The 18,799-nt window shown below is 64.6% G+C and carries 18 protein-coding genes; 13 read left to right on the top strand and 5 right to left on the bottom strand.

Annotated features, from left to right (window positions below; all coding sequences use genetic code 11):
- Window positions 1-161 precede the first annotated feature (161 nt).
- The 11 genes from HBE63_RS15775 (at window position 162) to HBE63_RS15725 (ending at window position 13,047) form a co-directional block, all read left to right on the top strand.
- A complete protein-coding gene (locus HBE63_RS15775; protein ID WP_166905574.1) occupies window positions 162-1,640 on the top strand; it encodes an aldehyde dehydrogenase family protein in 1,479 nt (492 codons plus the stop codon).
- Window positions 1,637-2,848: a CaiB/BaiF CoA-transferase family protein gene (locus HBE63_RS15770; protein ID WP_166905573.1), complete on the top strand. Its 1,212-nt coding sequence runs from the start codon at window positions 1,637-1,639 to the stop codon at window positions 2,846-2,848. The genes HBE63_RS15775 and HBE63_RS15770 overlap by 4 nt, the downstream gene beginning before the upstream one ends.
- Window positions 2,849-3,052: 204 nt before the next feature.
- Window positions 3,053-3,295 (top strand): hypothetical protein, encoded by a 243-nt coding sequence (locus tag HBE63_RS15765; RefSeq protein WP_166905572.1) that lies wholly within the window; start codon window positions 3,053-3,055, stop codon window positions 3,293-3,295.
- A 123-nt stretch (window positions 3,296-3,418) separates the two neighbouring features.
- Window positions 3,419-4,216 carry an ABC transporter permease gene (locus HBE63_RS15760; RefSeq protein ID WP_166905571.1) on the top strand — a complete coding sequence of 266 codons (798 nt, stop codon included), beginning with the start codon at window positions 3,419-3,421 and terminating at the stop codon, window positions 4,214-4,216.
- A 9-nt stretch (window positions 4,217-4,225) separates the two neighbouring features.
- A complete protein-coding gene (locus HBE63_RS15755) occupies window positions 4,226-5,083 on the top strand; it encodes an ABC transporter permease (protein ID WP_166905570.1) in 858 nt (285 codons plus the stop codon).
- Window positions 5,084-5,092: 9 nt separating this feature from the next.
- Complete coding sequence (locus HBE63_RS15750) at window positions 5,093-6,370, top strand: MCE family protein (protein WP_166905569.1); 1,278 nt, start codon at window positions 5,093-5,095, stop codon at window positions 6,368-6,370.
- Window positions 6,367-7,392 carry an MCE family protein gene (locus HBE63_RS15745; RefSeq protein WP_166905568.1) on the top strand — a complete coding sequence of 342 codons (1,026 nt, stop codon included), beginning with the start codon at window positions 6,367-6,369 and terminating at the stop codon, window positions 7,390-7,392. The genes HBE63_RS15750 and HBE63_RS15745 overlap by 4 nt, the downstream gene beginning before the upstream one ends.
- Window positions 7,392-8,474 (top strand): MCE family protein, encoded by a 1,083-nt coding sequence (locus HBE63_RS15740; protein WP_166905567.1) that lies wholly within the window; start codon window positions 7,392-7,394, stop codon window positions 8,472-8,474. Before HBE63_RS15745 ends, HBE63_RS15740 begins: the two co-directional genes overlap by 1 nt.
- Complete coding sequence (locus tag HBE63_RS15735; RefSeq protein WP_166905566.1) at window positions 8,474-9,937, top strand: MCE family protein; 1,464 nt, start codon at window positions 8,474-8,476, stop codon at window positions 9,935-9,937. The genes HBE63_RS15740 and HBE63_RS15735 overlap by 1 nt, the downstream gene beginning before the upstream one ends.
- On the top strand, window positions 9,934-11,304 hold the full coding sequence (locus HBE63_RS15730; protein ID WP_166905565.1) for an MCE family protein: 1,371 nt from the start codon (window positions 9,934-9,936) through the stop codon (window positions 11,302-11,304). The genes HBE63_RS15735 and HBE63_RS15730 overlap by 4 nt, the downstream gene beginning before the upstream one ends.
- Window positions 11,305-13,047 (top strand): MCE family protein, encoded by a 1,743-nt coding sequence (locus tag HBE63_RS15725; protein ID WP_166905564.1) that lies wholly within the window; start codon window positions 11,305-11,307, stop codon window positions 13,045-13,047.
- A gap of 94 nt (window positions 13,048-13,141) precedes the next feature.
- Here HBE63_RS15725 and HBE63_RS15720 read toward each other — a convergent pair whose 3' ends face one another.
- Window positions 13,142-13,651 (bottom strand): hypothetical protein, encoded by a 510-nt coding sequence (locus HBE63_RS15720; RefSeq protein ID WP_166905563.1) that lies wholly within the window; start codon window positions 13,649-13,651, stop codon window positions 13,142-13,144.
- Between the two features lie 214 nt (window positions 13,652-13,865).
- On the opposite strand from HBE63_RS15720, the gene HBE63_RS15715 reads away from it, so the two are divergent.
- A complete protein-coding gene (locus tag HBE63_RS15715; protein ID WP_243858737.1) occupies window positions 13,866-14,237 on the top strand; it encodes a hypothetical protein in 372 nt (123 codons plus the stop codon).
- Between the two features lie 66 nt (window positions 14,238-14,303).
- Here HBE63_RS15715 and HBE63_RS15710 read toward each other — a convergent pair whose 3' ends face one another.
- The 3 genes from HBE63_RS15710 to HBE63_RS15700 all read right to left on the bottom strand — a co-directional run bounded on the left by HBE63_RS15710 (window position 14,304) and on the right by HBE63_RS15700 (window position 16,677).
- A complete protein-coding gene (locus HBE63_RS15710) occupies window positions 14,304-14,750 on the bottom strand; it encodes a hypothetical protein (protein WP_166905561.1) in 447 nt (148 codons plus the stop codon).
- A gap of 3 nt (window positions 14,751-14,753) precedes the next feature.
- The gene (locus tag HBE63_RS15705) at window positions 14,754-15,227 is read right to left on the bottom strand and encodes a hypothetical protein (RefSeq protein ID WP_371814758.1); all 474 of its coding nucleotides are present in this window, start codon (window positions 15,225-15,227) and stop codon (window positions 14,754-14,756) included.
- A 166-nt stretch (window positions 15,228-15,393) separates the two neighbouring features.
- Window positions 15,394-16,677, bottom strand: a complete 1,284-nt coding sequence (locus HBE63_RS15700; RefSeq protein WP_166905559.1) for a cytochrome P450 — start codon at window positions 16,675-16,677, stop codon at window positions 15,394-15,396.
- Between the two features lie 191 nt (window positions 16,678-16,868).
- Between HBE63_RS15700 and HBE63_RS15695 the strand changes: the two genes are divergently transcribed.
- Window positions 16,869-17,474, top strand: coding sequence for a TetR/AcrR family transcriptional regulator (locus tag HBE63_RS15695; RefSeq protein WP_166905558.1), 606 nt, complete (start codon window positions 16,869-16,871; stop codon window positions 17,472-17,474).
- 101 nt (window positions 17,475-17,575) lie between these two features.
- On the opposite strand, the gene HBE63_RS15690 is transcribed toward HBE63_RS15695, so the two are convergent.
- Window positions 17,576-18,730, bottom strand: a complete 1,155-nt coding sequence (locus HBE63_RS15690) for a thiolase family protein (protein WP_166905557.1) — start codon at window positions 18,728-18,730, stop codon at window positions 17,576-17,578.
- Window positions 18,731-18,799: the final 69 nt, after the last annotated feature.

Raw genomic sequence — 18,799 nt, 5'->3', positions numbered from 1 at the left:
TCCGAGCCCATCCTGCGTGCCGCCTGCCCGGATGGTGGATCTGCAGCGAATAGGGCATGACTAGCCAATCTATCTTTCACTTGAGTTCTCATCGAGCGAATGTATGATTCGCCGGTGATGAGAATGCAGTTTCCATCACAGTAGGGAATCGCCTGAGGAGGATGATGCAGCAGGAAGCGCCGACCATCGCGGCAGAACAGCGGGCTGACCGGAAGTTGTTGATCGGCGGAGAGCTGCGTGAGACGCCGCGGACGTTTCCTTCCGTCAATCCAGCTACCGGTGAGGTGTTCGGCTACGCGCCGGACGCGACGGTCGCCGATGCCGAGGCTGCGGTCGCCGCGGCCAGGCAGGCCTTCGACAACACCGACTGGGCCACCAACACCGAGCTGCGAGTCCATTGTCTGGAGCAGCTGCACCAGACACTGATCGAGCATCGCGACGAACTCGCCGCCCTGACCACCACCGAGGTCGGGGCCACCGCCGCGCTGTGCGCCGGCGCGCAGCTGGACGGGCCGATCGACATCGTCCGCTACTACGCAGAGCTGCTGAAGACCTACCCGCTGACCGAGGACCTCGGAAACATCGAGAGCCGCGGCATGCAGCATCACCGGTGGGTGGAGAAGGAAGCCGGCGGCGTGGTCGCGGCGATCATCGCCTACAACTATCCGAACCAGCTGGCCCTGGCCAAGCTCGCTCCGGCGCTGGCCGCCGGCTGCACCGTCGTGCTCAAGTCCGCTCCGGACACCCCGTTGGTCACGCTGGCGCTCGGCGAGCTGATCGCCAACCACACTGACATCCCGGCCGGCGTCGTCAACGTGCTCTCGGGTGCCGACCCCGAGGTGGGTGCGGTGCTCACCACGAGCCCCGACGTCGACATGGTCACGTTCACAGGTTCCACGCCCACCGGCCGGCGCATCATGGCTGCGGCGAGCGAGACCTTGAAGAAGGTGTTCCTGGAGCTCGGCGGCAAGTCCGCCGCGATCGTCCTCGACGACGCCGACTTCAACACCGCCGCACTGTTCTCGGCCTTCAGCATGGTCACCCACGCTGGTCAGGGCTGCGCGCTGACCTCGCGGCTGCTCGTACCGGCCAAGCACAGGGACGAGATCGTCGAGCTGATCAAGAACAACTTCGGCCTGGTGCGGTACGGGGACCCGACCGACCCCAAGACCTACATGGGCCCGTTGATCAGTGAGAAGCAGCGCGACAAGGTGGACGGCATGGTCAAGCGGGCCGTCGAGGCCGGCGCCACCCTGGTTACCGGCGGCGAGAAGGTCGACCCCGGCTACTTCTACACCCCGACGCTGCTGGCAGATGTCGACCCCGACAGTGAGATCGCCCAGGAGGAGGTCTTCGGACCGGTACTGGCCGTGATCGCCTACGAAGACGACGACGACGCGGTGCGCATCGCCAACAACTCCATCTACGGGCTGTCCGGTGCGGTGTTCGGCAGCGAGGATCGTGCGCTGGGCGTGGCCCGCCGGATCAGGACCGGTACCTTCTCCATCAACGGCGGCAACTACTTCAGTCCGGACAGTCCGTTCGGCGGGTACAAGCAGTCGGGCATCGGCCGAGAGATGGGCACCGCAGGACTCGAGGAGTTCATGGAAGCCAAGACTTTCGCGCGGGTGCTTTCATGACCGGCGGGCCCCTCGCGGGCATCCGCATCCTCGAGGTCGCGATGTACGGCTTCGTCCCGTCGGCCGGAGCCGTGCTGGGGGAGTGGGGTGCCGACGTCATCAAGGTCGAGCACGCCGTTACCGGCGACCCGCAGCGCGGTCTGCGCCAGACCGGACCGCTCAAGGTCGAGGGCGACCCGAATCCGAACATCGAGCATGCCAACCGCGGCAAACGCAGCATCGGCCTGGATATGTCTGTGCCCGAGGGGCGAGAGATCCTGCTGGAACTGGCGAAAAAGGCGGATGTTTTCCTGACCAGCTTCCTGCCCGGGCACCGGGAGAAGTTCGGCATCGACGTCGACGACATCCGCGCGGTGAACCCGAACATCATCTACGCCCGCGGCAGCGCGTTGGGTCCCCGCGGTGACGAGTCGGTCAAGGGCGGCTACGACATGACCGCCTTCTGGTGCCGGGCCGGCACCGCCGCGACGATCACCCCGGCCGGGATGGCGGGCATGATCGCGCCACCCGGGCCGGCCTATGGGGACACGATCTCGGGCACCAATCTGGCGGGCGGCATCGCCGCGGCACTGTTCAAGCGGGAGCGCACCGGTGAGCCGTCGGTGGTCGACGTGTCCCTACTGGGCAGCGGTCTGTGGTCGATGGGCCACACCGTGGCGTTGACCCAGCACCTGAACCAATTGATGGTGACTCCACCACCCGGTGTGCACGGGTCGCCGATCAATCCGCTCGTCGGGCTGTACGCGACCGCGGACGATCGTTACATCTCGTTCGTGATGATGCAGCCGACCAAGTTCTGGGCCGACGTCTGCCGGCACATGGACCTGGAGAGCCACATCGACGATCCGAGGTTCGCGACCGCCGAATCGTTCGCGGAAAACACGCCCGGCGCGGTCGAGATCCTCACCGAGGCGATGAAGAAGCGGACTTTGCCAGAGTGGAGCGAGCGATTCGCCACGCTGGCCGGGCCGTGGGCTCCGGTACAGGACACCCTCCAGGCGGGACAGGATGCCCAGATCCGGGCCAACGAGTATCTGGTGCAGGCCGGCGAGCTCGAGTTGGTGGCCAACCCAGTGCAATTCGACGTCACGGCGCCGAGCACCGGGCCGGCGCCTGGCTTCGCCGAACAAACCGACGACATCCTGGGCGAACTGGGTCTGGACTGGGATCGCATCATCGAACTCAAGACCGCCGGCGCCGTCACCTAGGCCATCTCCGTCATGCCCTTCATCGCTTCCATCGCAACCCGTCTGTCGCGGGCTGCTGCCACCGTAGCCCGCGACACGAGCGGACATGCGGTGCAACTGTGCGAGCGGGGCCGTCCCAATTGTCAACTACCCGAGCAAGTTCTACGTTATTTGCCTCCGCGACAGATACCGGGTCAGCTAGCATCAGCCAGTCGGGGGGCAGTCATGGGGGCAAGTCTGTCCGGCTTCGCCGGCGGGACCGGTGGAGCGCAGAACATCAGCGGGAAGCAGGAGGTGCGTCAGATGCTCGAACGCGCCTCGTACTTGCCGGCCGTTGTCGAGCCGCCGGACTCTCACGCCGTGATGTATGTGAACGATATTGGGGCTCAGTTGAATTCGGATGACAGCCGGATCAGTAAATACCCAACCGGCCGGTTGGCATGTGCTGAATCCGGGGTTGCGGCATGACCCCGCTGGGGCCGCAGGCCGCACCATACGCAGTAGATCTGTTCGAGCACCGGCGCGCTGAAGCACTTAACATCGGCGCACCAACCGCGGTGCCGGCAGCCACTTGCCGGGACAGGAGTTCTGATGGCAGATAAATGGTCGACCGGAGTACCTCTGGTACGCAGCCTGTCGGGCCCCATGCAGGCCGTCGGGGCGCTGTTCTCGATGGCATTGGATGCGGTGCGGTTCGTGTTCGTGAGGCCGTTTCAGTGGCGGGAGTTCCTCGAGCAGTGCTGGTTTGTGGCGCGGGTGTCGATGGCGCCGACGCTGTTGGTGGCAATTCCGTTCACGGTGCTGGTGAGCTTCACGCTCAACATCCTGCTTCGCGAACTGGGAGCGGCCGATCTGTCGGGCGCGGGCGCGGCCTTCGGCGCGGTGACCCAGCTGGGACCGATGGTGACGGTGCTGATCGTGGCCGGTGCCGGAGCCACCGCCATGTGCGCGGATCTGGGATCACGCACGATCCGCGAGGAGATCGACGCCATGGAGGTGCTGGGCATCAACCCGATTCAGCGCCTGGTGACCCCCCGAATGCTGGCCTCTGGTCTGGTGGCCTTGCTGCTCAACAGCCTGGTGGTGATCATCGGCATTCTGGGTGGCTATGTGTTCTCGGTATTCATCCAGGATGTGAACCCGGGTGCGTTCGCGGCCGGCATCACGCTGTTGACCGGTGTGCCCGAGGTGATCATCTCGTGCGTCAAGGCGGCACTGTTCGGGCTGATCGCCGGGCTGGTGGCCTGTTACCGCGGCTTGACCATCAGCGGTGGCGGCGCCAAGGCGGTGGGCAACGCGGTCAACGAGACCGTGGTGTACGCCTTCATGGCGCTGTTCGTCATCAACGTGGTCGTCACGGCCATCGGTATCCGGATGACGTCGGGATAGGTAGCGAATATGGGAACCATGACGATCCTGCGGTCGACGTATCCGCGGGTGACCCGGCAGTTCAACAAGCCGGTGTCGACGCTGAGCCGGATCGGCGATCACACGCTGTTCTACCTCAAGGCGCTGGCAGGCACCCCGCACGCGGCTATGCACTACCGCAAGGAACTGATCCGGCTGATCGCCGAGATCTCCATGGGTGCAGGCACGTTGGCCATGATCGGCGGCACGGTGGTGATCGTGGGGTTCTTGACCCTGGCCACCGGCGGCGTGCTCGCCATCCAGGGCTATTCCTCGCTGGGCAACATCGGCATCGAGGCGCTGACCGGATTCCTGGCCGCCTTCATCAACGTCCGGATCGCTGCGCCCGTCGTGGCGGGCATCGGCCTGGCCGCCACCTTCGGCGCCGGCGTGACCGCCCAGCTCGGGGCGATGCGGATCAACGAGGAGATCGACGCGCTGGAGGCCATGGCGATCCGGCCGGTCGAGTATCTGGTGTCCACCCGCATCGTGGCCGGGATGATCGCCATCACCCCGCTGTACGCCATCGCGGTGATCCTGTCCTTCCTCGCCTCCCAGTTCACCACCGTGGTGCTGCTCGGGCAGTCGGGCGGCCTCTACGACCACTACTTCACGACGTTCCTCAATCCGATCGACCTGCTGTGGTCGTTCCTGCAGGCCATCCTGATGGCCATCACCATCCTGCTGATCCACACCTACTTCGGCTATTTCGCCTCCGGTGGACCCTCCGGAGTCGGGGTGGCGGTCGGCAACGCCGTCCGTACCTCACTGATCGTCGTGGTCTCGGTGACCCTCCTGGTGTCACTGTCGGTCTACGGCTCCAACGGCAACTTCAACCTGTCGGGTTAGGACGAAGAGTTGACACGAAACGTTGGACCGGGCCCAGCCCACCGGTCCGAAACCACAAGTAACGCGGCGCCGGTGGCAGCACGCCCCGGACGCAGCTTCGGTGCGGGCGGTTCAGCGCGGCCACTGGCCGGTCTGGCGACCGTGGTCGGGATAGGCCTGATCTTCGCCTTGGCGGTCGCACTGTTCCGCGGCAGCTTCACCAAGACCGAGCCGATCACCCTGATCTCGGATCGCGCAGGCCTGGTGATGAACCCCGACGCCAAGGTGAAGATGCGCGGTGTCCAGGTCGGCAGCGTCAGCTCGATCGAGCAGCGTGCCGACGGCAAGGCCGTGCTGCACTTGGCGATGAACCCCGCGCAGCTACGCCTGATCCCCGGCAACGTCCAGGCCGACATCGCCTCGACCACCGTATTCGGCGCCAAGTACGTCCAGCTCGTCGCGCCGGACAACCCGTCCCCTGACAAGCTCCGCCCAGGCCAGACGCTGCAGGGCGACCACGTCACCGTTGAGATGAACACGGTCTTCCAGCAATTGACCAATGTCCTGAACAAGATCGACCCGGCAAAGCTGAACCAGACCCTCGGGGCGCTGTCGTCGGCGTTCTCGGGGCGCGGCGAGGCGATGGGGCAGTCCCTGTCTGACTTCGACGCGGTGCTGAAGAAGATCGAGCCCAGCTTGCCCAATCTGACCGCCGACATCGAGGCCATGGCTGCGGTGTCGAAGGCCTACGGCGACGCGGCACCGGACCTGCTCAAGACCTTTGACAACACCAACCGGCTCAGCGACAGCATCGTCGACGAGCAGCAGAACCTGGACAACTTCCTGGTCAGCTCGATCGGCCTGGCCGACGCGGGTAACGATGTCATCGGCGGTAACCGTCAGGCGCTCAGCACCACGCTGAACCTGTTGGCGCCCACCACCGATCTGCTGAACGAGTACGCACCCGGAATCGAGTGCGGCCTCAAGGGCATGAATTACATGGCCAAAACACCGCCCCAGCCGGAACCCGGCGTCGTGGTCAACGTGGCCTTCACGCTCGGTATCGAGCGGTACCGCTACCCGGCGAACTTGCCGAAGGTCGCGGCCAAGGGCGGTCCGCACTGCATGGGCTTGCCGTACATCGGATTCGGCAACAAGGCGAAGTACCTCGTCACCGACACCAACGCCAACCCGTGGCAGTACGGCAACCAGGGCATCTTGCTGAACTCCGACGGGCTCAAGCAGACGCTGTTCGGCCCGCTCGACGGACCGCCACGTAACACCATGCAGATCGGACAACCGGGATGAAGCGCGGCAGAAGCACTTTCATCAAGTTCGCGTCCTTCGCCGTGGTGATGGCTGTGCTCACGACCTTCCTGTTCATGACGTTCTCGGAGTACCGCGGCGGTTCCTACTCGGGTTATTCGGCCGTCTTCGGTGACGCGTCACGGCTGGAGTCCGGAGACTCGGTGCGGGTTGCCGGGGTGCGGGTGGGAACCGTGAAAAGCGTTTCACTGCAACCGGACAAGTCGGTGAAGGTCGACTTCGACACCGACCGCAACGTCGCGCTGACCACCAGCACCAAGGCCGCGATTCGCTACCTGAACCTGGTCGGGGACCGCTACCTGGAACTGGTCGACAGCCCCGGCTCGACGAAACTGCTGCCCGCCGGATCTCAGATTCCCAAGGACCGCACCGCAAGCGCGCTGGACCTCGATCTGCTGCTCGGCGGCCTGCGCCCGGTGATTCAGGGGCTCAACCCTCAGGACGTCAACGCGTTGACGTCGTCGCTCATCCAGATCTTCCAAGGACAGGGCGACACCCTGGATTCGCTGCTGAGCAAGACCTCGTCGTTCTCGAATACGTTGGCCAACAACGACCAGGTCATCCAGCAGCTGATCGACAACCTGAACGTGGTCGTCGGAACGCTGGCCAAGGACGGCAAGAAGTTCGACGGCACCGTCGACCGCCTCGAACAGTTGATCAGCGGTTTGTCGCAGGATCGAGATCCACTGGGCACCGCGGTGACCCAGCTGGACAACGGAACGGCCTCGCTCGCCAGCCTGCTTACCGAGGCGCGGCCGCCGCTCAAGGGCACCGTAGATCAGATGAACCGACTGGCGCCGTTGCTCGACGACCACCAGATCGTCCTGGACCGAGGCCTGCAGAAGGCCCCCGACAACTTCCGCAAGCTGGCCCGGCTGGGTTCCTACGGCAGCTGGATCATGTACTACATCTGCGGACTTTCCATCCGTGTCACCGATCTGCAGGGGCGCACTGCGCACTTCCCGATGATCAAACAAGAAGGCGGGAGGTGCGCGGAGCCCTGATGCTTAAGTACCGCGAATCAAATCTGATCAAGGCGGGTTTCATCGGCGTCGTGCTGATGATGCTCATCATCGCCGTAGGGCTACAGCCCGAGCGGCTGCAGCAATGGGCCTCCTCGGTGCGTCATCAGGCACTGTTCAGCGAAGCCGGCGGCATCGCCGTCGGCAATGACGTCACGCTGTCGGGGATCAAGGTCGGTGCAGTCACCGACGTGTCGTTGGAGAACGGCGACGCGTTGGTCACCTTCACCACCGAGGGCAAGTACCCCCTGGGTTCGCTGACCACCGCGCACATCCGCACAGGTTCACTGCTGGGTGAGCGGGTGCTCACGTTGGAGTCAGACGGCAGTGGTTCGCTGCGCACCACCGATGTGATCCCCACGTCGCGCACGTCGTCGCCGTACTCACTGACCGAAGTGGTCAGCGACCTGACCACCAACTCGGCGGGTACCGACACGGCATCGCTGAACCAGTCCCTGGACACGCTGTCGGCCACCATCGACCAGGTGGCACCGAAGCTCGGGCCGACATTTGACGGCCTGAGCCGGCTGTCGAAATCGATCAACGGCCGCAACGAAAGTCTGGCCAGTCTGCTCAAGAGCGCCGCCGACGTGACCGTGGTTTTGTCACAGCGCAGCGATCAGCTGAACACGTTGATCCTCAACGCCAATGATCTGCTCGGCGTGCTCAACGACCGGCGCCAGGCCCTCGTCGATCTGCTCGCCAACACGGCGGCTGTCTCGCAGCAACTCAGCGGACTGGTCGCCGACAACGAGGCGCAACTGGCGCCGACGCTCAAGCGGCTCAACTCGGTCACCGCGATGCTGGAACGCAACCGTGACAACATCAGCAAGGCGTTGCCGAACTTGAACAAGTTCCAGTTGTCCCAGGCTGAGACCCTGGCGAACGGGGCGTACTACAACGCCTACGTTCCCAACCTGCAGCCGGCTCAGCTGCTGCAGCCGTTCTTCGACTACGCGTTCGGGTTCCGGCGCGGGGAGAATGCCGGTCAGCCGCCGGACAATGCCGGCCCGCGCGCCGAATTTCCCCTGCCCTACAACGGAATTCCCGGAGGTTCACGCTGATGAACCGCAGACGTCTCGGAAAATGGCTGGCGGTGGCGTTGGTGGCGCTGCTGGTCGTCGGCGCGGCAGTGCTGCTGCGCCAGGCCTTCTTCGGGCAGAAGACCATCTCCGCTCTGTTCACCTCGGCCACCGGCGTCTACCCGGGTGACGATGTCCGAGTCTCCGGCGTCAAGGTCGGCACCATCGAGTCCATCAAGCCCGAGGGCACCCAAACCCGGGTGACCCTCAAGGTCGACCATGACTTGCCGATCCCCGCGGACGCCAAAGCAGTGATCGTGGCCCAGAACCTGGTCGCCGCACGTTATGTGCAGCTCGCGCCCGCCTACCGGTCGAGTGGCCCCACGCTGCCTGACGACGCGGTGATCGGCCTGGACCACACCGCCGTTCCGGTGGAGTGGGATCAGGTCAAGGAACAGCTGATGCGGCTGTCCACCGACCTCGGCCCGCAGAGTGGCGTCGACGGGACGTCGGTGTCGCGGTTCATCAACAGCACAGCCGACGCGATGGCCGGCAACGGAGACAAACTGCGCCAGACCATTTCGCAGTTGTCCGGCGTGGCCCGAGTGCTGGCCGAGGGCAGCGGCAACATCGTCGACATCATCAAGAACCTGCAGACATTCATGACCGCGCTGCGGGACAGCAACCAGCAGGTGGTGCAGTTCCAGAACCGGCTGGCGACCCTGACCAGCGTGGTCGACGGCAGCCGGTCAGACCTCGATGCGGCGCTGACGAACTTGTCGGTGGCGGTCGTTGACGTGCAGCGGTTCGTCGCAGGAAGTCGTGATCAGACTTCCGAGCAGGTGCAGCGGCTGGCCAATGTCACCCAGAACCTCGTCGACAACAAGATGCAAATCGAGCAACTGCTTCACGTCGCGCCCAACGCGTTCATGAACGGCTACAACATCTACAACCCGGACTCCGGCAGCGCCGTCGGTCAGTTCGTGATGAACAACTTCTCCAACCCGGTCGAGTTCATCTGCGGCGCCATTGGTGCCGTCGAGAACACCACCGCACCGGAGACCGCGAAACTCTGCTCGCAGTATCTCGGGCCGGCGTTGCGGCTGCTCAACTTCAACTACCTGCCGTTCCCGATCTCGCCCTACCTGATGCCATCGGCCAGTCCTGAGCAGATCGTGTACTCCGAACCGAGTCTGATGCCCGGCGGCAGTGGTGGGTCACCCACTCCGCCCGAGACCCCGCCGGCGATCTCGGCCTACAATCCTGGCCCCGAGCCGCCTCCGCCGTTCACCGGCCGGGAGCCGGGGGTGCCGCCGCCAGGGGCCCAGCAGCTGCTGCCGGGGGGTGAGTTCTACCCGCCCAACATGCCGAACACGGTTTCGGACATGCTCAATCCGACTGGCGGACAACCGGGTCCGCCGCCGGGACCTGCGCCAGGTCCGCTGCCCGCCGAAGCCCCGGCGCCTGCGGCACCGTCACCAGCAGAAGGGACGCCACCAGCATGATCAGGGGTAAGCCGGTACGACTGGCGATCGCCGTCGGATCCTGCGTTGCGCTGACGACCAGCGGGTGCGCCTTTCAAGGCGTCAACTCGCTGCCGCTCCCAGGGGCGGTGGGCCGGGGTGCGGACTCCAGCGTCTACCACGTCGAGATCGCGAATGTGGCTACGCTGGAACCGAATTCACCGGTGATGATGAACGATGTCGTCGTCGGTAGCGTGCGCAGCCTGTCGGTGAAGGACTGGCACGCCGACGTCGAGTTCTCGGTGAAGCCGGGCGTTGTGGTGCCGGCCAACGTGGTGGCCAGCGTCGGGCAGACCAGCCTCCTGGGTTCGATGCACCTGGCGATCAACCCCCCCGCGGGGCAGGGTCCCGACGGAAAACTCGCTCCGGGAGCGACGATTGCGCTCAACAACTCATCGACATATCCGACGACGGAGCAGACGTTGTCCTCGCTGGCCGCTGTGGTGAACGGTGGCGGACTGGGCCAGATGGGCGATGTCATCCACAACTTCAGCGCCGCGATCAACGGTCGGGAAACTGATTTCCGTGACCTGCTCACCCGGCTGGACACGTTCGTCGGCGCTCTGGATGCCCAGCGCGACAACATCGTTGCCTCCATCGAGGGGCTGAACCGCCTGGCCTCGACCTTTGCCGGGCAGCGCGATGTCATCACCCGTGCGCTGGAGAAGATTCCCCCGGCACTCGACGTGTTGATCAAAGAGCGGCCAAGATTCACCACCGCGCTGCAGAAACTCGGTACCTTCAGCGCCACCGCCAACCAATTCGTCAACGAGTCGCAGGCTGATCTGGTCAGGAACCTGAAGAACCTGGAGCCGGCACTGAAGGCTTTGGCCAACGTCGGGCCGGACCTGGATTCGGTGCTCGAGTATGCGCCGCATTTCCCGTTCACCCAGAGCTTCATGGACCGGGTCATCCGTGGCGATTACTACAACCTCTTTGCGTACTTCGACATGACCATCCCGCATCTCAAGCGCAGTCTGATGATGGGCACCCGTTGGGAGCAGGGAGACGCGCAAAACGTTCCGGTGCCCGGGGATCCGAGCTACCTGAACTACACGTATGACCCACTCAAGACGGGGGTCGCGCCGCCGCCGCCGGATGGGTTGCCGCCGGCGCCGGACGGACCGCCACCACCGGATCTCCCGGCGCCGACCTACTCCGGCCCGGTGCTCCCGGTGGTTCCTCCGGCGCCGATGACCATGCCCGGTGGCATGGCGCAGCCTGCTGCACCGCCGAGTCCATCGACATCCGTGTTCGCCGGACCCTATGCGCAGCAAGGCGGTCCGGCACCAGCGGAACAGCCGGCACCACCTACTGCACCTACTCCACCGACAGGGGGTGGCGGATAAATGCTCACCCGCTTCATCCGGACTCAGCTGATTCTCTTCACCGTCGCCTCCGTGGTCGGTGTGGCCGTCATGCTGTTCGCCTACATGCAGGTGCCGACGCTGCTCGGCATTGGTCGCATCACCGTGAAGATGGAACTGCCGGCGACCGGCGGTCTCTACCAGTTCAGCAATGTCACCTATCGCGGGTCCCAGATCGGCAAGGTCACGTCGGTCGAGCTGACCGACAAAGGGGCTGAGGCGACGCTGTCCCTGGACCGCTCGCCGAAGGTGCCGGCGGACCTGGCCGCCGAGGTCCGCAGCATGTCGGCGGTCGGCGAGCAGTACGTTGAGCTGTTGCCGCGCACCAACTCTGGGCCCTACCTGGACAACGGTTCAGTGATCGCGATGTCGAACACCAAGATTCCGCAGCAGGTCGGTCCGATGCTCGATCAGCTCAGCGCCCTCGTGGACACCATCCCGAAGGACAAGCTGAGCCAGCTGCTGGACGAGTCCTACAATGCGTTCAACGGAACCGGCTACGACTTCGGCTCGTTGCTGGATTCGGCTTCGACGATCACCAGGGACTCCAACGCGGTCTCAGATCAGACGCGGGCGTTGATCGATGACTCCAAGCCCTTCCTTGACGCGCAAGCTCAGACCACCGATTCGATCCGGACCTGGGCGGCCAGCTTGGCCGGCATCACCGGGCAGGTGGCCGAGAATGATCCCGAGGTGCGGTCGCTGCTGCGCAACGGTCCCGGTTTCGCCCAGGAGACCACCAAGCTGCTCGACCAGATCAAGCCGACTTTGCCGGTGTTGTTGGCGAATCTGAGCACGTTCGGTCAGATCGCGGTCACCTACAACCCGTCGATCGAGCAACTGCTGGTGCTGTTGCCGCCGTACGTCGCTCAGCTGCAGACCTATGCGCACACCAACAACACGAGCGGTCTGCCGATGGCCGACTTCTCGCTGGGCCTGGGTGATCCGCCGACCTGCACAGTCGGATTCCTGCCGCCGTCGTCCTGGCGCTCCCCGGCCGACACGACCGTGATCGACACCCCGGACGACATCTACTGCAAGTTGCCACAGGATTCGCCTATCGGCGTCCGTGGCGCGCGCAACTACCCGTGTATGGGCCACCCGGGCAAGCGGGCTCCGACGGTCAAATTGTGCAATGATCCCAAGGGATTTCAGCCCATCGCCCAGCGTCAGCATGCACTTGGTCCGTACCCGCTCGACCCTAGTCTGATCGCGCAGGGCGTGCCCCCGGATACCCGGGTGCTGCCGGACGAGAAGATCTTCGGGCCGCTCGGCGGCACCCCTCTGCCTCCGGGGGTGACCGCTCCACCGCCCGGCGCAGCGCCCGAACCACAGCCGGCGCCGAATTTCGCCGGGACCAATCCGGGGTCGATGCTGCCGGGTCAGCCGATGTACCTGGAGCCACCGGTGCCCGGCGTGCCACCGCCTCCGGCAGGCGATCCCAACGCGGTTCCGGTGCCTGAGGCGGACAAGCCGCAGGCAACTGAGCTTCCGCCCGTCCCGCATGGCCAAGGGGTTTTTCCGGATGCTCCGGAGGTCCCCATGCCGGCGGAACCGGGAGTGGCGCCGAGCGCGTTCAAGGGCGGTGCCGGAAGCGGGCCGTCAGTGGCGATCGCCAAGTACAACCCGCGCACGGGCGAGTACATGGGCAGCGACGGCAATCTGTACAAGCAGACGGATCTCGTGTCCACGCCCAAGACGTGGCAGGACCTGATGCCGACCTAGCGGATCGTGCGAAAAGAACTGGCCCCGGGCAATAGCCCGGGGCCAGTCCTTTTGTCTGTCTTGAGCTTTGACGTTGATTTGACGCTGTCGGCAGCTAGGCGGGCCGCATGTAGAACGGCATCCGGACAGCGGGCCACTGATTGCGCCCACATGATCCGCTGGGGCCCTTGGTCATGTCCTCGCCGGCATATTCGGATGAGGACTGGTCCACGTGCCCGTCGAAGCCCACCGGGTAGAACTTGTAGATCTGCAGGCCCTCGATGGGCGTGCCATCGGCGCAGAAGCGCCAGTTGGGTACGACCCGTTTCACGTACCAGAGGCCGTTGGTCGTGTAGACCGGCGCGGACCAGCCTGCGTCGCTTGTCACCGTGCCGCTGCATTCGGTGGGGGAGATGCACTGGGTCGAGATGGTCCAGTTGCTCCGGAGCGACGGTTGCTCCTCGTAGCGGTCGTTGATCTTGGCCCACGCGCCATTGGACGATGTGGCGAAGCTGCCGTTGATACCCCACTGTTCGCCGGCGACCGCGGGGGCGGCGCCGCTCAGGCTGACGGTCGCTGCGGCGGCGACGGCCACCGCAGCAGCGCTTACCCGGGAGACTGACATGAACCGCTCCTTCTGGCCAACCTGACGAGGTGGTAGCCCTGTTCTCAGTTTCGGAGAATATCACTATCAGTGCCTGGTCCACGATCAATTCAGCCAGGCCACCCCAGCGTGCTGCCGGCCTGAGGATCAGCGGCGGGCCATTCGTAGTAATATTCTCTAAAACCGAGAGTTTGATTTCCAGCTATGCGAAAGTAGCAACGTGCGTGTGACGGTGATGGCGACCGCTTCAATGATTGTCGCCGGGATGCTGGCTGCTCCGCAGGCAAATGCGGGTCCGCAGACATGTAATGACGCGTTTTGCACGCCGGGTATCAACCCGAACGCGGTGCTGGGCGCTCCCTGTGACAACACCGCCTACTACGTGTTCGGGGTGGACGCGCGCAATGGGTGGGGCCGGCTGGTGTTCTGCGGTTCGCCGCGGCGCTACGAGCCGAGATGGTTCCGTTCCCCACCGATGGTGGGGATCAGAGATGAGAACAGTCTGTGCATCAACGAACAGAACTCGGTGGCACAGGCCCCAGACGGGCTGTTCCTGAGCTGCGTACCGATGAACGGTGAGACCCGCTGGCTGCGCGGCGACGCATAGGTGATCATCTAGAACGAAAGAGGGCCACGCGAATCGTGTGGCCCTCTTTCGTTTTCGTGAGTGCGTCTACCAGTTTCGGATCGAACACAACGCGCCCTTGGGGCCGCTGTTGGTCTTGACCACCACGCCGTCGACTGTCAGCTTGCAGTTGAACCCGGGCGTCGGAAGATTGGGTGACTCACCGCTCTGCACCAGGACCATGGCCCACAGGTCCGGATCGGCGAGCATCGCGTCGAAGACCCATGGCTTGTCCGGTGCGACGTCCACGTCGGCTCTGGGGCTGAACTCGTACGGATTGTGGCTGTAATCCGAGAACTGCACGGGGTCGGTGTCGCGGTAGTAGATGTGAGCCCAGTACGGTGCGTCGGCGGTCACGGTGTACTGCACGTGATGCAGTGGTGGACCAGCCGGCCCGGGCTCATCGGCGAATGCCGGTGCAGCGGTGACGATTGCGCCGGCCGCCAGCGCGGCGGCCGTCGCAACGGTCAGGGCTCGGATAGTCGGGTAGCGCATCGATCACATCCTCGTCAGGGTGAACGGATAGGTGAAGGAGCCGCCAGGGGCGCCGTCGCAGCCGACATCGAACGTAGAGACCATCTCGCCTGAGAGGGTGTTCGCATCCCACGTGTAGACGTCGTGGGTCGGGATCGTGGGTCCGTAGTAGATGTCTCCGCACCGGAGTCCGTAAAACTCGTCGATGGTCAAGGTGTAGCGACCGTCGACAAGTCGGGCGTCGCCACGATTGGAGACCGCCTTGGCGACTGGCTGCGGAACGGTCATGATGGTGATGCAGTCATGCTGAAAATTGTCGGTCCCGGGATCGTGGCAGGGCGTGATCGCCGACCAGATCCAGGTGTGGAAGTCCCTGCGGTCCGGCATGTGCACGTCGTAGTTGCCGAAGTACATGGCCTGTGAAGGCGGTGCCAAAGCGATTGCAGTCCCCAATCCGAGCGCGGCGCTCATCGCCATACGGATCAAACTGGACTTCACAGGCACCTCCACGGATCGGCACTGGTCGGCTGACTATAGAACGAGACCAGGCATCGCCGTGCCGAAACCGGAATCTCGTCTTCGCCAGCGAGATTGCTATTCTCGCATTCGGAGAATAGCAAATACGGCGAAGGCGAGATACGCGGAATCGTCTGTCGAGCGGTCGTCAGCGCACGGGCTTGAACGTGATGTTCAGCTCGGTCAGGCCGCGCAGGATGAACGTCGGCTCGTAGCTGTAGCGACGATCGTCAGCGGGACCGTGGAATTCCTCGTCGATACCGATGTCGGACATCCGGTCCAGGATGCGTTCCAGCGACACCCGGCCCTCGACGCGGGCCAGCGGGCCACCCGGGCAGCTGTGCACGCCGCGGCCGAATGCGATGTGCTCACGTACGTTCTTGCGATCCAGGCTGAAGGTGTGCGGGTCCTCGAATCGGACGGGGTCGCGGTTCACCGCGCCCGGGCACACCATGAGGGTGGTACCGGCCGGCACCTCGATGTCGCCGAGCTTGGTGTTCTTCTTCGCCAGCCGGAACTGGCTCTTGACCGGGGCGTCCATCCGCAGCGCTTCCTCCACGAAAGTCGGGATGCGGCTGCGGTCGTCGCGCAGGGCCTGCTGGATGTCCGGGCGGTCGCCGAGCACGCGCAACGACGCCGACAGCAGTTTGGTGGTGGTCTCCTGGCCGGCCGCGAACAGGAATGTCGCGGACCGAACGACCTCGATGATGGGCGGTACAGAACCGTCCGGGTAGTTCGCCGTGGCGAGAGCCGTCAGCACGTCGTCGCGCGGTTCTTTCCGACGGTCTTCGAGGTAACGGCTGAACTTCTCGTCGAGCCATTCCAACGGATTGCTGGCGACGAGGTCACCGTCGAGGGAGCCGACCTGAGCCCCGGGCCGGGGGGCGCCCAGCACCGTACGGAACTCCTCGTGGTCTTCTTCCGGTACGCCGAGCATGTCGGCGATCACCAACAGGGAGAAGGGCTTTGCATAGGCGCTCAGGAATTCACACTTGCCGTCGGCGATGAAGTCGTCGAGGCACTGGTCGGCCAGCCGCCACATGAAGTCCTCGTTCTCCTTCAACCGGCGCGGGGTGAGCAGCCGATTGAGCAGGGAACGTGCGTTGGTGTGGTCAGGTGGGTCCATGGTGACCATGTGCTCGAACATCGGCATCTGCGAGCGGTGCGCGGCAATCTGCTCGGTGATGTCGTCGCCCTCGGGTGTGAACGGCAGCGGCGGGAACGGGCCGGCCACCGCGATGCACGATGAGAAGAGATTGGTGTCCTTGAGGACCGTGGTGGCTTCCTCGAACCCGGTGATGGCCATGACGCCGTAATTCGGTTCCTTCACGACCGGACACTTGCTGCGCAGGTGGTCGAAGTACGGGTGCGGGTCGGGCACCAGCGACTGGTCGGTGAAATAGTCGACAGTGTCGAAATTGGTCTCGGTCATGGTGTGCGCTGCCTCCCGAAATCGATATGCGCTGCGGTGGTTTCGCGACGGGCTGCACCGCGCGAAGAATTTTCGACAATTGCTGAGCACCTGCTTAGCATGGCGATAGAGTCGTGGTCAAGGTCACGTGGCCGAGCGAAAGTTACGATCAGCAAGACGCTGTCGGGGGCAAGTCGTGAGGAGGATCGGGTATGGCATCGGCGCGAAGGATCGGGGCGCCCGACGCGAAGAACCGGATCGTGCTGTTGGACGCCGCCGAGGCGCTGATGATCGAGGAAGGGTACGTCGCGGTCACGTCCCGGCGGGTGGCCGAACGAGCCGGTCTCAAGCCCCAGTTGGTGCACTACTACTTCCGGACGATGGACGACCTGTTTCTGGCGGTGTTCGTGCGGCGTGCCGAAGAGGGATTGGTCGCGCAGGCCGCGGCGCTGAAATCGCCGCAGCCGCTGTGGGCGTTGTGGCGGTTCTCCATAGATCCGAGCGCTACGCGCTTGACGATGGAGATGACAGGCCTGGCCAACCACCGCAAGGTGTTGCGGGCGGAGATCGGCCGCTACGCCGAGATGTTCCGCGACGCCGAGACGAAGGCGATAGAGGGGGCGTTGCGCCGTTACGGCGTCGACGCGTCCGAGGTGCCGCCGATCGTCTGGACGTTCATCGCGGCCAGTGTGTCGCGGGTGATGGTCATGGAGCAGGCGCTCGGAATGACGGCAGGTCACGCCGAGGTGCTGAAGTTCTGCGAGGACTGGCTGCGACGCCTGGAAGGTGAGCCGCAGCCGCTGGAACTGCCGGCCTGAGGCCCGGCTCTGCCCGAGCGCACGCGAACGTCCCCCGAACCGGTGGTTGCGGGGGACATTCACTGGGGGCTCCTCCCGCTCGCGGGGGACTGCTCGACGAGCTACAGCGACAGGATGGTCGCGGAGGCCGTGCCTGGCGCGCCGTAGACCTGGGCCAGGCCGACCCGTGGACTACCCGGTACCTGCCGCTCGCCGGCCTCGCCGCGTAACTGACGCACGAGCTCGTACATCTGGCGCAGGCCCGAGGCGCCGATGGGCTCGCCGTTGGCGATCAGGCCGCCGTCGGTGTTGACCGGCATCGTGCCGTTGATCTCCGTCGCGCCTTCGAGCAGCAGCTTCTCCTGGTCGCCGTCGGCGCACAGTCCCGTTTCGGCCATGTGGATCACCTCGGCGCCGGCGTCGGTGTCCTGCAGCTGGGCGATGTCGACGTCTTCGGGGCCGATACCTGCGGCCTCATAAGCGGCCTTGGCCGCGTACACCGTCGGCGAGGGATCCTCATCCAGCGGTGCCGAGGTGCCGTGCACCTCGTAGGCGCCGTAGGTGCGTGTGCGGATCTCGCTGGCCCGCACATACACCGGCTTGTCGGTGTACTTGTGCGCGATGTCGGCACGGCACATGATCACCGCCGCGGCACCCTCGTCGGGGGCGCAGAACATGTACTGGCGCAGCGGGTAGTTCAGCACCGGCGAGGCCATGATCTCCTCGACCGAGATCTCCTTGCGCCGGAACGCATTCGGGTTCAGCTCACCGTTGCGGAAGTTCTTGTTGGCCACCCGCGCCAGCGTCTCCTCGGAGATGTTGTGCTTGTGGATGTAGTGGTTGGCCTTCATGCCGAAGAACTTGGTGGTGACGAACTGGCCGTTCTCGGCGTACCACTGCGGCAATGCGAGTTTGGCCGGGTCGTCGGTGAAGGCGCCGCGCGGGTGTTTGTCCAGGCCGATCGCGATGCCGATGTCGTACTTGCCCAACCGGATGGTGTCGGCGGTCTGCTGAATGGCGCTGGCCGCGGTGGCACAGGCGTTGAACACGTTGGTGAACGTGATGCCGGTCAGCCCGACCAGGCGGGTGACGGCATCCGGGTTGGAGACCTCATAGCTGCCGCCGAATCCGAACTGGATGTCCTTCCATTCCAGGCCCGCATCTTCGAGCGCGAATTGGATTGCCTCGGCGCCCATCTGCATCGCGGTCTTGTCGAAGCGGCCGAACGGGTGCAGGCCGACGCCGATGATGGCTACATCATTCGCGGAGTTGCTCATGTTGCGCGGCCTTTCTAGACGGGCTGGAAGGCGAAGGTGACAATTTCGTTGCCGTCTTCGTCGGTGGTG

The organism is Mycobacterium sp. DL440, from assembly GCF_011745145.1.
GTDB lineage: Bacteria > Actinomycetota > Actinomycetes > Mycobacteriales > Mycobacteriaceae > Mycobacterium.
Note: the sequence above shows the minus strand (reverse complement) of the source record. Positions and strands in the feature narration are given on the sequence as shown.